Raw genomic sequence first — 12,973 nt, 5'->3', positions numbered from 1 at the left:
GTTCCGGCAATGGTGCACAGGGATGCTCAACGGGTCGTCCCGTAGATTGTCGACGAGTTGGCGCATCAGCTCGCTGAGGGCTCCGGCGCGGCCCCCTCTGACATCTACTGACCTTGAATGCGTGATGTCGTCATGATGGTTTGCGTAGGCCGGTGCCGGTGAGGCAGCCGTCGAGGACGTCGTGTCGGTACTGGAGCTGGCGCAGGCCGCGCCGGACGGCGGTGATCAGGTCGTCGGGGTCGGCGAAGGCGCGGTTGGCCGTGGTGGTGCGCCGCAGCACGGACCAGATGTCCTCGACCGGGTTGAGGTCGGGTGCGCAGGGCGGCAGCTGGAAGACGGTGAGCCACTCGCGGTCGGCGTTGTAGCGGCGCATCCCGGCGGTGAGGTGGGTGTTGAGGTTGTCCCAGACCAGCACGATCAGGCCGCCGAGCTGCTGGTGGGCACTCTGGATGAGGTCGCGGTAGTCCTTCCAGGAGAAGCTTTTGCGTCCGTCGGGCCGGGCGTCGGGGCAGGGCCGGTAGATCAGCCGCGAGGGTTCGCCGGCTTTGTAGCAGGCCAGGGCGGCGACCGGTAAGCGGCGGCGGGAGCGGCCTCGGACGCGGATCACGGGGGTGTGGCCGCGGCGGGATCAGGTGCGGGTGGTCGGCGGCGTCATCGAGAAGCCTGCCTCGTCCTCGAAGACGAGCCAGGCGTCGAGCGCCGCCACGGCCCTTCCACCTGGGGCCAGGTCTCCTTCACCCAGCCGGCCACCACGTTCTCGTCCCGCTCGATCGCGCGGCGGGCGGGGACCTGGCAGCTCCAGCCGTGCCGTTTGAGCAGGGCGGCCGCCCCTTGAACGGTGTAGCTCTTGTGGAACCGGCGCCCGATGAGCGTCTTGATCCGTGACAGGGTCCAGGTCTGGTCCGGCCAGCCGTGTGCCACCGGCCCTTTCGAGGCCAGGGCCCTCGACCCGGACTGCGACCAGGCCCTGCGCCAGCGCTGTACCGACCGGACGCGGACCCGTAGGTCGTGAGCGATGACCGTGTTCTCGTCGCCCCGGACGAACCGCTCGGCCGCCTCCATCCTCAGCTTCTCCCGGAAGAACCGGCGTTCATCGGTCAGGCCACCACCCTGGGCATACCTCATGTACTCGGGATACCGCAGGGATCAGAGGGCGGGGCGCACGGTCAGCGGTGCTCATCATGGCGAGGGAGGAGTGCGTCGTCCACCACGCGCACCAGGTCGGTCTCCTTCTTGATGTGCTTGGAGCAGTCGAGGTCGTTGTCGGAGGATGAGAAATTCGACTGGTCGATGCCTTCGTTGACCTCACAGCTTTGGACCTGCTCGTTGCTGCCGAGATTCGACGGGTCGTCGTCGGCCGCCTGCGCGGTCCCGGCGGCGCCACCAGCGACGGCCAGAGCGACGAACGCGCAGGCGATGGCACTCTTGAACTTCATAGGTGTCTTTCCTCTCGGAATTTCCTCACGTGGGTGCACTGGCACAGACCCGCACGACCGGCCGACAGTCCGATTTACGGAATTCTCTGCCACTGCGGACAGTTATATCCGCAAGTCATCCAATCCACCCATCACCAAGCAGCGAATGAAGTTCCATCCGAGAAGGTATTACTCCGGTCAGGTGACGCCGACACCGTTCAGTTCGCAGCCAGTTCCTCTCGGTCACCGCTTCGACATCGGCCACTCGCGTGCCATCGGCAGCACTGTCCGTTCCGGAAGCACTACCGCGCTTCGCGCTACGGCACCGGCCATCACAGCCACGGCGAGCAGAACGGCGCCATCACCGCCTACGTCCGCCGGCGCCACGCCCGCGCCGAACCGGGTACGGCCTCCGGGCCCGGAGACGTGGAATTCCCTGACGCTCAGCATGGCCACCCGAGCCGCGGTCCACAACCTCTACCAGGCGAGGCCAGGACCGACGCGAAGGAAGCGGCCGTCGTCACGAACGCCGCCCGCACCTACCGCACCCTTGAACTCGGCGACGAAGTCACCGCCGAGCTGACCATGTTGGCCGGCTTTGACCAGGACCTGGCGGATGAGGTGACTCGCACGTCCAACCGCATCCGCGGCCTGCTCCCCGTTCCACCCCAGGCTCCACCCCAGCCTCGAACGCGTCCTCGGCCGCCGCAATCTCGTCGACGTCGTCCGGCCCAGGGCACCGCACACGGCCGAACGGCTGGCCGACGAACAGACCGTCGGCGTACGAACCCGGGAGCCCCCGCCTCGCTCGACGAAAGACATGGGGGCACCCCCATCCGGCACCTCGAACGCTTCAAGATGCAGCCGCTACCCCGAACCCATCAGATACATCGGGCGGATCAGGCAGGTTGCGGCAGTTCGCCTCGACAAGCCGGAGTCGGCAACACCACGAAAATCCGAGGAGTTCAGACGGGCCGCAAGCACTTCGGCCACAGCAGCCGCGATCACGAGAAGGCCAAAGACACCCGCGCCCGCGGGCACTTCACCAATGAGACCGCAGCCCTGATATGGGTATACACGGCGCTGATGGACCTGAACCCACCGGCAAGGGTCGCAAACGGAGGGACATTCCCTGGAAGGCACCCCTGAACGCCTTCCGGATCGCCTGGGGGCCGCCTCATCCCGACCACCCGGTGGCCGACTCAACAGCATGGAGAACTGGACGAGTTGACGCCTCGGGGGAAGGCGTTTTCGCTACTCACGAGAGCCTGCGGATCTTCCCGACCGGTAAACGACTCAGCCGAAATAGCCAACAAATGAGTAATTGCGCCACTATTGTGTAGTTCCTGATGGTCACGGAATGGTTCGCCGCCTTCCGTCTTCCTGCCGTTCTCCGGAGCCGCTCATGCGCACTGCCGTCATCACCGCACAGAACCCGCCCGCCGTCGGGCGCCCCGGGTCCGTTCCCCCGGCGCCGGGGCAGGTGGAGGAACGGGAGCTCGTCTTCGAGGGCTTCGCGTACGGGTGCCGCATCGTCCACCAGCCCGCGCCGCTGACCGCGCCGCTGGTGCTGCTCGGAGGCTCGTCCCAGGACAGGTACTCGTGGCAGGGGCACGAGAAGTACCTGTCACCGCTCGCCACTCTGGTCACCGTGGATCTTCCCGGTTACGGCACCGCGGACTTTCTGCCCGCCCGGTACGGCATCGACTTCCTCGCCGCCGCGGTCAGGCACATGCTGGTCGAGATCGGAATGCCGCGCGTGAACCTCTTCGGCGGCTGCTTCGGTGAAGTCATCGGGCTGCGTTTCGCGCAACTCCACCCCGAGTTCGTCACCCGCATCGTGTTCTGCGGCGCGGCCAAGCGCTTTCCCGAGCTCTACACCCACGCCGTCCCCCGCCTGACCCGTGCCCTCGAACGCGGCGAGATCGAAGAGGCCGCCGAGGGACTGGTGCGGATGTTCATGTCGAACCCGGGCGCCGGACGGGTCCGCCGGCACGCGGCCGTGACCCGTCTGCTCCACCGGCAGTTCCTGAACCAGACACCGGACGAGCTGGAGAAGGTGGTCGAGCACAACACGAGGCTGCTGACGCACGGTTGCTACGAACCCCTGCCCATCCCCGATGTGCCCTCCCTGGTGTTCAACGGAGAGTACGACACCCTGTGCACCCCGCAGATGGGCCGGGAGCTCGCCGCGGTGATGCCCTCGGCACGGTTCACCACCCTCAAGGAGACGGACCACCTGGTCACCGTCGAACGCCGGGAGGAGTCCTCGGACCTGATCGGCCGGTTCTTCACCGATCGTCCGATCGACGGCCTGCCGTACTGCAACGCCGTGGAGTCCCTGGGGTTCGCGGCCGGGTGAGGCCGCTGCCGTCCGAGAGCCGCGTGCGCGGTCGCCGCCGGTGACGAGCCGGCGGCTCAGCCATGCCGCCGGCTCACCTCACGCGTACCGGTAGATCCGGCCGACGTCCTCCAGCTCGGCCGGTGTCACGTCCCACGGCGGCAGCCGTTCCTGACGCGCCACGACCCGGCCGTGCTGCGCGTCGCCGGAACCCGGCGGAGTCGCGGGCAGGTAGCGGGCCCCGCGGTGCCGACGTTGCCATTGGTGCCACTGCAGGTCGACGAACGCGTGGTGCAGCCAGAAGACGGGATCGTTGACGGAAGCACTGGTGAGCATCGCACCGCCGACCCAGCGGTGCACCCGGTTGTGATTGCGCCATGAGGCGCTGCCCCGGCCGGTGCCCCAGCCCTCCAGCCGGTTGCGGAAACCCCGGGTGACCGTCGAGTCCCAGGGCGTCACGTCGTACTCGATTTCCTTCAGCGCCCACTCCAAGTCGCTCTTGGTGGGCAGGTCGATCGAGGCGCTCCTGCGGCCGAGGTCCCTGGTGAGGAACTCCCCTTCGGTGACGCTCACCTTGATGTTCCAGTTGCCCTCGTGGTGGGCGAACGGTCCGGTCATCACCCGGTGGTCGGAGCGGCGCCCGTTGCCGCCGAGGAGATCCGCCGTCCACGGGGTGGAGGTGGTCGTGCGATCGCGGGTCCAGTCCCAGTACGGGAGGGTCACCGAGGAGTCGACCCGGCGCAGGGCGCTCTCCAGGTCGAGCAGGAACCGGCGGTGCCAGGGCAGGAAGGAGGGCGCCATGTGCGCGGTGCGCAGTCCGCGCTCACCGTCGGACGCGTAGTGGGCGATGTGTATCCGTACGAACTCGTCGTACTCGCCGCGCCGTTTGATCTCGAGCAGCGCGTTGACGAACCGGCGCTTCTCGTCGGCCGTGAGTGTGCCGGCGTCCTTACGCACGTACGCCATGACGGTCCCCTCCGGGCGAGTGTGCCGTGCCGTCGTCCGGGCCCGCGCGTAGCCCCTGGCCGGGGGGAAGGGCGTCGACGGCCGCGCGGGCGGCCTCGAGCGGTGTCCGGTACGAGCAGTAGTGGTCGACCTCGCTCAGCCAGGTGCCGTCGGCGCGGCGCATCAGATGGAGGGGCCGGTCGTCGACGGTGACGTGCCACCGGCCGTCCTCGGCCGCATCGCGTGCGGGGAACCACATTCCTCGGATACGGCGGCCTCGGTGGGTACGGTCGAAGGCGGTGCCGTCCGGAACGCCGTCCTCACGCGCAGGCCGGAGGTACGGGGACCGGGAGGCGGCGAGCAGCGGCGCCAGGGTGACGGTGAGGGCACAGGCACGCAGACCACGCACCACCTCCCGCCGGGTCCCGCCCACCGGGCCGGGCCGGGCCGTTTCCGGTGTTCCGTCCGTGGTATCCACCGGTGTCCCACCGGTGTCGACGACCATGGTCCACTCCTTCGTCCGTGCGGTTGTCCGTAGTAATAACCGCTGGTCGCCTTCTGCGGTCACCGCCGCGCCAGGAGCGGGAACCGTATACACGAAAGGCGGCTCCGATCCCGATCGACGGCCCGGCAAGGACGGCGCCGGCTCTCCGGCCCCGGTCGGCGCATTCGAGCGGAACTCCGTCGCACAGAGCCCCGGTTGCCGGACACCGGTGCCCTCCGACCGGACGACCGCCGGCGGCCTCGAAGGCCGTTCTCCCGTACGGGTCCGACTCGTCGAGTCAGGCCGCGGAACGGAGCCGAAGCGCAGCACCCGCCCGTAAGGGTGATGCGGAACGGGCGGCCGGAGAAGCGGGAGAGGCGACACGGATAGCGCTCCATAGCGCCAATGGATTCATTGGATCACTCTTTCAGCGGCATGACTCATGCGGTTCGCCGTCGTTACCCCGATGCTGATACTCGTGCCGGGCCTCACAAGAAGCCCGGCACAACATCGCCCGCTCGTATCGAATGTACGAGCCAACAGCGGAGGTCCATCTTGCGCCGGAAAGAAGTAGCCGTTCTCTCTCTGTCGGCTGCCGCCCTCTTGATGGCGGGAGGAGGGAGCGCCCACGCCGAGGAAGGGCCCAAGTTCCAGAACGACAACAAGATTTTCTCCTGCACGGTTCTGGAGGTCATCGACATCCCGATCCTGTCGTCCGCCAACAACAACATCGACTGCTCGACCAATTACAACGTCGAGCAAAAGGAGTACGTGACGACCGAGGACGACCACAAGAACTGACCCGGATGGAGCAAAACCTTCCAGTGAGCCCCCTCGTTCACTGGTTGGTAACGTCGGAGGGCATCGCAGAGCACTCGGCTAAAAGATGTAAATTAGCGGATATCTGCGGAGCCGGCGTTAGAACTGGGAAAGAGTGTGCTACAAATCCCAGTCACAGAGACTTTCCGCTCTGCCAGTCCCGGAAAGATGAAGAGAAAAACATCCCTCCACGAGGAGAAGAAGTGAAGCTCAGCAAGGCCCTCATCACCACCGCCGCCACCGCCATGGCCATTGTCGGTGCCGGAGCCGGAGTCGCTCAGGCCGCGAACGACGGCGACACCATCTCCGAGAGCTGCAAGGTGACCGAGGTCATCGACATCCCGATCATCTCGTCCGCCAACAACAACATCGACTGCTCGAAGAGCGTCGAGGAGGAGACGTCGCTGCACGTCGAGGACGAGGACAGCGCTCAGTCGGCCGTTCTCCTCCCCCTCTACGAGGACGACAAGGGCAAGAAGCACTGACCTTCGCAGCCCGCCGAGAACAGCGTGTAGCTGGGCGAGCCGAGAAGGTACCGTGCCGCTCCGGCATGGCCGGAGCGGCACCATAAGCAAGGAGAAGCCCCCATCATCCTGGGGGCTTCTTTGCGTGTCCGGCCGGCCGGGATTTGCTTTCCGGCAGCCGGCACACCGCGTAATCGGCCGTCCCGGTACAGAAGAACCCGCCCGGACTGCCGCGGAGGCAAGCCTCCCGACGCGCCGACGGCCTTATCAAAGGGCCGGTCCGTGGATGCCGCCGAAATGGCTCGAGCCATCGCGATGGAATCCTCACGACGGGCGGGACACCAAGTCGCTCCCACCCGTGAGCGGGTCGGCGTCACGCCGGTTCGGGCGACGGGCGGAATCCGCCCGGCAGTCATCCATCCCTCTCGGAGTCGACATCCGCCCCTCACCTGTTCGGCACATTCACGCTCACATCTGGCCCGGAATTCATTGGCCCCGTTCCGGAGCCGTAAAAAAGGGTGCCGAGGTCGGCTCCACCCACTCGGAGCAATGTCCGTCCTGGGTGACCCCGCACTCGCCACTCGGGGGCAAGTGCGGGTCGGCTCCATACGGATACCGGAACCCCGGGGGCGGGGAATTCCATGAGTCCAACCAGGTGATCGTCCGCGTCCCGCGACCGAAGCACCGACATGAAAGCCCTCGGCCGCGCCCCGGCCCGCCGACCGACCGACAGCACGCCCGCACCCGCTCACCCACAACCGGTCATGCGCCGTTCGCGGTTCCTCGTTCACCCTGTTGCCCGTCCTGCCGGGTGGGCCCGGTTCCCGTTCGGTGGGGCGGCGGCACGGCGGTACCACAGCAGCGGCACGGCGGGATCCGGCTTCACGGTTTCAACACACATGTCGACATTCATCGAGTTTCGGGTGATTTGTCCTTTTGGTGTCTAGAGTGATGAACCTCCCCGCGCATTCCTCCGGGCGGACGCAGCGCACTCGTCCCGCTGCCTGCCACCGGCCTCCCCCTGAAAGGCTCCGACGGTCATGCGTCAATCCCTGGGCCAGATGCTCCGCCATGCGGCGGTGGGCGTCTTCTCCCTCGCAGTGATGTGGGCACCCTGCGGCTCCGCGGCCGCCGCGCCGGTCGCGCCCTCCCCGGAGGCCGACGGCCTCGCCTTCTCCCAGCGGTACCGCGCGGTCCAGCACGGCGGCATCGTGCGGGCCGCCAACGCCTCCGCCACCTGCCGTGCCCAGGCGTCCGCGTGCCGGAACGCGCAGGCCGGCGGGCAGGGGGTGAACGGCGACTTCGACATGTTCTACATCGACGTCGACAGCGACCCGAACACGTACAACTCCTCCCGCGCGGAGGTCCGTCTGCCCGCCGGCTCCCGGGTGACGTACGCCCGCCTGTACTGGGGCGGCAACCTGCTCGCCGGTGAGCAGAAGCCCTGGCAGGACAACGGGCGGGTGCTGATCGCCGAACCCGGCGGGGAGTACAAGGAGTTGCTCGCCGACACGGTGGTGGGGCACCGGGTGGCGGACGGCGCGGACGCCTTCCAGGCCTCGGCGGACGTGACGGAACTGGTGCGGGACAGCAAGCCGGGCCTGTACACGGTGGCGCAGGTCAACGTGGCCATGGGCAGATCGGCGGCCGGGACCTGGGGCGGCTGGACGCTGGTGGTGGCGTACGAGAACCCGGAGGAACCGCTGCGGCACCTCGCGCTCTGGGACGGATTCGCCCCGCTGGGCGGCCGCTCGGGGGTCGAGATGCCACTGAGCGGCCTGCCGTTCCCGGCGGGCGCCGGGGGCCGGGCGGGACTGGTGGCGTACAACGGCGACCGCGGCACCGCCGGCGATTCGCTCGTCCTCACCGCCGGCGGGCCCGTCCCCACCGCGTTCACCGACCGGGCCAACCCCTTCGACGACGTCCTGAACTCCACCATCGCCGATCCCCGCGGAGCGTCCCCCGACCGGGTACCGGCGTACGCCAACACCCTCGGCTACGACTCCGACGTGTTCGACCTCGAAGGGGGCCTGCCGCACGCCGGTGACCGGGTGGCCTTCCGGCTCATGTCCCAGCGGGACGCGGCATGGGCGGGCGTGCTCTTCGCCGCCGTCGACGCCCGGCGGTGAACGCGTCCGCGCCGAGCGCCTTCGGGAACACGGAAACCCTGCCCGCGGACCCCGCGAACCCCGCGGACCCCGCGAACCCTGCGGACCCCGCGAACCCCTCGGACCTCTCGGACCTCTCGGACCCTATGGACCCCGCGGACCCCGCAGACCCCGCAGACTCCGCAACCCCTGCGAACCCCGCGGCCGGCGGCCACCGGCCGCGGGTCCTGCACCTCACTCAGCCGGTGGACGGCGGAGTGGCGCGTGTCGTGACGGACCTGGTGCGGGCCCAGCTCGCGGACGGCCTGGACGTCATCGCGATCTGCCCCGCCGGCGCGTTCTCCGGCCGGCTGCGGTCGCTCGGCGCGCACGTACGGCACTGGGAGGCGACGCGTTCGCCGGGCGCCTCGCTGGCGCGGGAGGTGCGGCAGCTGGCCCGGCTGATCGACGAGGTGCGCCCCGATCTGGTGCACGCGCACAGCGCGAAGGCCGGGCTCGCCGGGCGGCTCGTGGTGCGCGGGCGCATCCCCACGGTGTTCCAGCCGCACGCCTGGTCGTTCGAGGCGGTGGGCGGAAGCACGGCGGCCCTCGCGCTGCGCTGGGAACGGTGGGCGGTCCGCTGGGCCGCGCGGGTGGTGTGCGTGAGCGAGGCGGAACGCGCCACCGGCGTGCGCGCCGGGATCGCCGGCCACTGGGTCGTCGTGCCCAACGGCATCGACCCCGACCGTTTCCGCCCGGCGCCCGCCGGCCCCGTACGGGCCGGGCTCGCGCCGCTGGCCGGGCCGGGCGCGCAGGCGCCGCTCGTCGTGTGCGTGGGCCGGCTGTGCCGGCAGAAGGGGCAGGACGTCCTGCTGCGGGCCTGGAGCGCGGTGCTGCTCCGGGTGCCCGACGCCCGTCTCGTACTGGTCGGCGACGGGCCGGACCGTGACCGGCTGCGCGCGGCCGCCCCCGGCTCCGTGCTGTTCGCGGGGGCCGTCGCGGACGCCTCCCCCTGGTACCAGGCCGCCGACCTCGTCGTCCTGCCGTCCCGCTGGGAGGGCATGGCGCTGGCCCCGCTGGAGGCGATGGCCTGCGGGCGGCCCGTGGTCGTCACGGACGTCGACGGCGCCCGCGAGAGTCTGCCGCCCTCCTTCGCCGCTCCGTGCGTGGTGCCGCCGGAGGATCCTCGGGCCCTGGCGAGGGCGGTCGGCGAGCTGCTGCTCGACCCGGCGCTGCGCGCGTCCCTGGGCGACCGGGGCCGCCGGCACGTGCTGTCCCTCCACGACGTGCGGCACACCGCGCGGGCGGTCGCCGACGTCTACCACGACCTGCTCGGCACCCGGCCCGCCACGGCAAGGACACGCCCGTGCCGGGCGGCCGGGGACGCCGAGGCCGACCGGACGACATCGCGCGTCGATCCCTCCGAGCACAGGGAGTGCCTCCACTCGTGACTGCCGAACACACCGTGCCCTCCCCCGGCGTGCCGCCGCGGGACCACGGATTCTCCTCGCCCGTCTCCGTCATGCCGCCGCGCGGCACCGATACCGGCCCCCGCCTGCCCGCCGCGCCGCCCCGGGCGGCCTCACCGTTGCCGCTGCTCGTCGCGGACGGTGCCGCCGTCCTGCCCGCCGCGCTGGCGCTGCCCGGGGCCCGGCACCATCCGCTGCTCGTCGCCCTGCTGATCGCGGTGTCGCTGCTGCTGCGCCCGCGTGACACCCGGCCGCCGGTGCCGGGACTGCTGGAGGAACTGCCCGCCGTGTGCGGCCGTGTCGCGGTGGTCTGGACGGCCGGCGCGGTGCTGTGGGCCGCGTACCGGCCGGAGCACGCGCTGTCCACCGGCACCGTGCTGACCGGACTGGCCGTACAGGCGGCGGCGGCCTGCGCGCTGCGCGCGGCCGTGCACGGGCGGCGGCGGGCCGCGCTGCTGCGCCGCCCGCACGCCGCGCTCGTCGTCGGTCCGGTCGGGACCGCGCAGCGCGTGGCCGCCGCCGTGCTGCGCCACCCGCGTTGCGGGGTGCGGCCGGTGGGGATCGTCGCCGGGCAGTCGGACGGCGCCGAGGGCGTGCCGGTGCTGCGCACGGACGAGGAGGTCGAGCGGGCGGTCATCCAGAACGGGGTGCGGGCGGTGCTCGCCGTCCATCCCTCGGTACGGACCGAACAGGGGCCGCTGCTGCGGGCGCTGGCCGAGTCGGGCTGCGCGGTCTGGGAGGTCGACGCCGACCCGGTGCCGTACCCGGCGCGGGAGCGGCTGGCCGGGTTCTCCTGCCGTCGGCTGGACTTCGCCCCGGCGCGCGGCGGCGACCTCGGCAAGCGGATGCTCGACATCCTGGTCTCGGGGACGCTGTTGCTGCTGGCCGGCCCGCTGCTGCTGGTGTGCGCCGTGACGCTGCGGCTGGCCGACGGGCCGGGTGTGGTGTTCCGGCAGGAGCGCATCGGCCGCGACGGGGAGCCGTTCACGCTGCTGAAGTTCCGCACCCACCGCCCGGTCGACGAGCACGAGTCGGCGACCCGGTGGAGCGTGGCCAACGAGCACGAGATGCGCTGGTTCTGCCGCATGCTGCGGCGCACCTCGCTGGATGAGCTGCTCCAGCTGTGGAACGTGCTCCGCGGCGACATGAGCCTGGTCGGGCCCCGGCCCGAACGCCCCTACTTCGTCGCGCAGTTCAGCCAGACGTATCCCGGTTATGCGGCCCGGCACCGGATGCGTACCGGCATCACCGGTCTGGCGCAGATCCACGGGCTGCGCGGCGACACCTCGATCGAGGACCGGTGCCGGTTCGACAACGCCTACATCGACGACTGGTCGCTGTGGCGGGACATCTGCATCCTGCTGCGCACCGCGGCCACGCTGGTCCGTCCGACGGGGAGCTGACGCCACGTGAGCCACGCCCTCGTCCCGCCGCGCCGAGCCGCTGCCGCCCTGGCGCCGGTCCTGCCGCTGGTGGCGGTGGTCGCCCTGGCGGGCCTGCCGTCGACGGGGGACGGCGCGGGGCCCGCCGACGTGGCGTCCGCGCTGGTGGCCGGGTACTGCGTGATCCGGCTGCTGCGGGAACGACGGCGTCCGCTGTCGCCCCGCGCGGCCGTGGTGCTGGGACTGCCGGTCGCGGGGCTGGCGCTCGCCGCCATGGGGGCGGCCTCGCCCCAGGCGGCGTTCGGCGGCCTGGGCCGCTATCTGCAGGTCTTCGTGCTCGTCCCGGCCGTCGTCCTGGTGCTGCTCCGCGGCCGGGCCGACTTCCGGGTGCTGGCCTGGTCGTTCGTGGGGCTCGCCCTGTGGCAGGGGGCCGTCGGGGTGCACCAGTACGTCACCGGGACCGGTGCCTCGTACCAGGGCGAGACCGTCCGCGCGGTCGGCACCTTCGGGGCGCAGGACGTGATGGGCATGGCGACGGCGGTGTCGCTGGGCGTGGTGTGCGCGGCGGGGATCGCGCTGGGGCGGGCCCCGGTGTGGCAGCGGACGGCCGCCGCCGGGTGCGCCCTGGTCCTGGTGCTGCCGCTGGCGCTGTCCTTCAGCCGGGGCGCCTGGATCGCGACCGCGCTGACGTGCGCGGTGCAGCTGGCGCTGGCGGGGCTGCGGCGCGCGGTGAAGGTGGCGGCGGCCGTGGTCGCGGCGGGCGTCGTCCTGACGGGCGGCTTCGGAGTCGGTACGGCGATGCTGCAGGAACGGATCGACAGCATCACGGAGGTCGCCGACACGCCCGACCAGTCCGTCGTCGACCGGTACACGCTGTGGGCGGCGGCCACCGGCATGTGGCGCGAGCACCCGCTGACCGGTGTGGGTCTGAAGGGCTTCCCCGAGTACCGCGACGGGCACGCCACCCTGGCGCTGTCCTCGGGCAGCGACATCGAGGGCGCCGGCGAGGAGTACCACAAGCAGGCGCTGCTGTCGCCGCACAGCATGTACCTGCTGGTGCTGAGCGAGCAGGGCCTGATCGGGCTGCTGGCGCTCGCCGGGAGCTGGCTGGCGCTGCTGGTGTGCGCGCTGCGGCGCCTGCTGCGGGCCCGCCGCCGCGGCCCCGGCCTCGACTGCGCGCTCGTCGCCGTCGGCCTCCTGCTCTGGCTGCTCACCGACTTCGTCTACGGCGACATCGGCGGCCCCTCGACCGTCCTGACCGGCATGGCGCTGGGCCTGACGGCGTGGTGGGCGCTGTCCCGCGACGACCGGGCGGACGCCGCCCCGCAGGACGGAGCGCCCGCCCGCATCGAGGAGGCCGCGACCCGATGACGATGCTGCCTTCACAGACTCCCGGATCCGAGCCCGCCGGATCCGAGCCCGGCGGGCTCAAGACCGGCGGTCCCGAAGCGGGTGGACCCCGGACCGGCGAGCTCAAGACCGGTGGCCCCGAAGCGGGTGGACCCCGGACCGGCGAGCTCGAAACCGGCGACCCCGCCTCCGGTCGGCCCGCGGCAGACGCCCCCAC

General features: G+C 70.9%; 12 protein-coding genes and 1 pseudogene. 8 read left to right on the top strand and 5 right to left on the bottom strand.

Annotation, left to right across the window (positions count from 1 at the left end; all coding sequences use genetic code 11):
• Window positions 1-130: 130 nt before the first annotated feature.
• Genes KUM38_RS03270 through KUM38_RS03260 form a run of 3 tightly spaced genes read right to left on the bottom strand, consistent with a single transcriptional unit; the run spans window position 131 to window position 1,436 of the window.
• Window positions 131-607, bottom strand: coding sequence for a transposase (locus tag KUM38_RS03270; RefSeq protein WP_308408891.1), 477 nt, complete (start codon window positions 605-607; stop codon window positions 131-133).
• A 44-nt stretch (window positions 608-651) separates the two neighbouring features.
• Entirely contained in the window at window positions 652-1,125 is a 474-nt protein-coding gene (locus KUM38_RS03265) for a winged helix-turn-helix domain-containing protein (RefSeq protein ID WP_217127727.1), read from the bottom strand.
• A gap of 41 nt (window positions 1,126-1,166) precedes the next feature.
• The gene (locus tag KUM38_RS03260; RefSeq protein WP_217127726.1) at window positions 1,167-1,436 is read right to left on the bottom strand and encodes a hypothetical protein; all 270 of its coding nucleotides are present in this window, start codon (window positions 1,434-1,436) and stop codon (window positions 1,167-1,169) included.
• Window positions 1,437-1,895: 459 nt separating this feature from the next.
• On the opposite strand from KUM38_RS03260, the pseudogene KUM38_RS03255 reads away from it, so the two are divergent.
• Together KUM38_RS03255 and KUM38_RS03250 are read left to right on the top strand one after the other, a co-directional pair.
• A pseudogene (locus tag KUM38_RS03255) lies at window positions 1,896-2,124 on the top strand (transposase); the annotation flags it as partial.
• A 696-nt stretch (window positions 2,125-2,820) separates the two neighbouring features.
• Window positions 2,821-3,777, top strand: a complete 957-nt coding sequence (locus tag KUM38_RS03250) for an alpha/beta fold hydrolase (RefSeq protein WP_217127725.1) — start codon at window positions 2,821-2,823, stop codon at window positions 3,775-3,777.
• Window positions 3,778-3,855: 78 nt separating this feature from the next.
• Here KUM38_RS03250 and KUM38_RS03245 read toward each other — a convergent pair whose 3' ends face one another.
• Both KUM38_RS03245 and KUM38_RS03240 read right to left on the bottom strand, forming a co-directional pair.
• Window positions 3,856-4,722: a tyrosinase family protein gene (locus KUM38_RS03245; RefSeq protein ID WP_217127724.1), complete on the bottom strand. Its 867-nt coding sequence runs from the start codon at window positions 4,720-4,722 to the stop codon at window positions 3,856-3,858.
• Complete coding sequence (locus KUM38_RS03240) at window positions 4,706-5,206, bottom strand: tyrosinase cofactor (RefSeq protein WP_217127723.1); 501 nt, start codon at window positions 5,204-5,206, stop codon at window positions 4,706-4,708. The genes KUM38_RS03245 and KUM38_RS03240 overlap by 17 nt, the downstream gene beginning before the upstream one ends.
• A 585-nt stretch (window positions 5,207-5,791) precedes the next feature.
• Between KUM38_RS03240 and KUM38_RS03235 the strand changes: the two genes are divergently transcribed.
• The 6 genes from KUM38_RS03235 (at window position 5,792) to KUM38_RS03210 (ending at window position 12,777) form a co-directional block, all read left to right on the top strand.
• Complete coding sequence (locus tag KUM38_RS03235) at window positions 5,792-5,986, top strand: hypothetical protein (protein WP_217127722.1); 195 nt, start codon at window positions 5,792-5,794, stop codon at window positions 5,984-5,986.
• A gap of 221 nt (window positions 5,987-6,207) precedes the next feature.
• Window positions 6,208-6,489: a hypothetical protein gene (locus KUM38_RS03230; RefSeq protein ID WP_217127721.1), complete on the top strand. Its 282-nt coding sequence runs from the start codon at window positions 6,208-6,210 to the stop codon at window positions 6,487-6,489.
• 1,019 nt (window positions 6,490-7,508) lie between these two features.
• Window positions 7,509-8,597 carry a DUF3344 domain-containing protein gene (locus KUM38_RS03225; RefSeq protein ID WP_217127720.1) on the top strand — a complete coding sequence of 363 codons (1,089 nt, stop codon included), beginning with the start codon at window positions 7,509-7,511 and terminating at the stop codon, window positions 8,595-8,597.
• Window positions 8,598-8,722: 125 nt separating this feature from the next.
• Window positions 8,723-10,006: a glycosyltransferase family 4 protein gene (locus KUM38_RS03220; protein ID WP_217127719.1), complete on the top strand. Its 1,284-nt coding sequence runs from the start codon at window positions 8,723-8,725 to the stop codon at window positions 10,004-10,006.
• Window positions 10,003-11,427 carry an exopolysaccharide biosynthesis polyprenyl glycosylphosphotransferase gene (locus tag KUM38_RS03215; RefSeq protein ID WP_217127718.1) on the top strand — a complete coding sequence of 475 codons (1,425 nt, stop codon included), beginning with the start codon at window positions 10,003-10,005 and terminating at the stop codon, window positions 11,425-11,427. The genes KUM38_RS03220 and KUM38_RS03215 overlap by 4 nt, the downstream gene beginning before the upstream one ends.
• Window positions 11,428-11,433: 6 nt before the next feature.
• Window positions 11,434-12,777, top strand: coding sequence for an O-antigen ligase (locus tag KUM38_RS03210; protein ID WP_217127717.1), 1,344 nt, complete (start codon window positions 11,434-11,436; stop codon window positions 12,775-12,777).
• The last annotated feature ends 196 nt before the right edge of the window (window positions 12,778-12,973 follow it).

The organism is Streptomyces sp. AC558_RSS880 (assembly GCF_019049255.1).
Classification (GTDB): domain Bacteria; phylum Actinomycetota; class Actinomycetes; order Streptomycetales; family Streptomycetaceae; genus Streptomyces.
Note: the sequence above shows the minus strand (reverse complement) of the source record. Positions and strands in the feature narration are given on the sequence as shown.

Bases quoted from the DNA above. Each gene is read 5' to 3' on its own strand.
- KUM38_RS03265 (WP_217127727.1), bottom strand. From the start codon at position 1,125: ATGAGGTATGCCCAGGGTGGTGGCCTGACCGATGAACGCCGGTTCTTC.
- KUM38_RS03260 (WP_217127726.1), bottom strand. From the start codon at position 1,436: ATGAAGTTCAAGAGTGCCATCGCCTGCGCGTTCGTCGCTCTGGCCGTC.
- KUM38_RS03250 (WP_217127725.1), top strand. From the start codon at position 2,821: ATGCGCACTGCCGTCATCACCGCACAGAACCCGCCCGCCGTCGGGCGC.
- KUM38_RS03245 (WP_217127724.1), bottom strand. From the start codon at position 4,722: ATGGCGTACGTGCGTAAGGACGCCGGCACACTCACGGCCGACGAGAAG.
- KUM38_RS03240 (WP_217127723.1), bottom strand. From the start codon at position 5,206: ATGGTCGTCGACACCGGTGGGACACCGGTGGATACCACGGACGGAACA.
- KUM38_RS03235 (WP_217127722.1), top strand. From the start codon at position 5,792: ATGGCGGGAGGAGGGAGCGCCCACGCCGAGGAAGGGCCCAAGTTCCAG.
- KUM38_RS03225 (WP_217127720.1), top strand. From the start codon at position 7,509: ATGCGTCAATCCCTGGGCCAGATGCTCCGCCATGCGGCGGTGGGCGTC.
- KUM38_RS03220 (WP_217127719.1), top strand. From the start codon at position 8,723: ATGGACCCCGCGGACCCCGCAGACCCCGCAGACTCCGCAACCCCTGCG.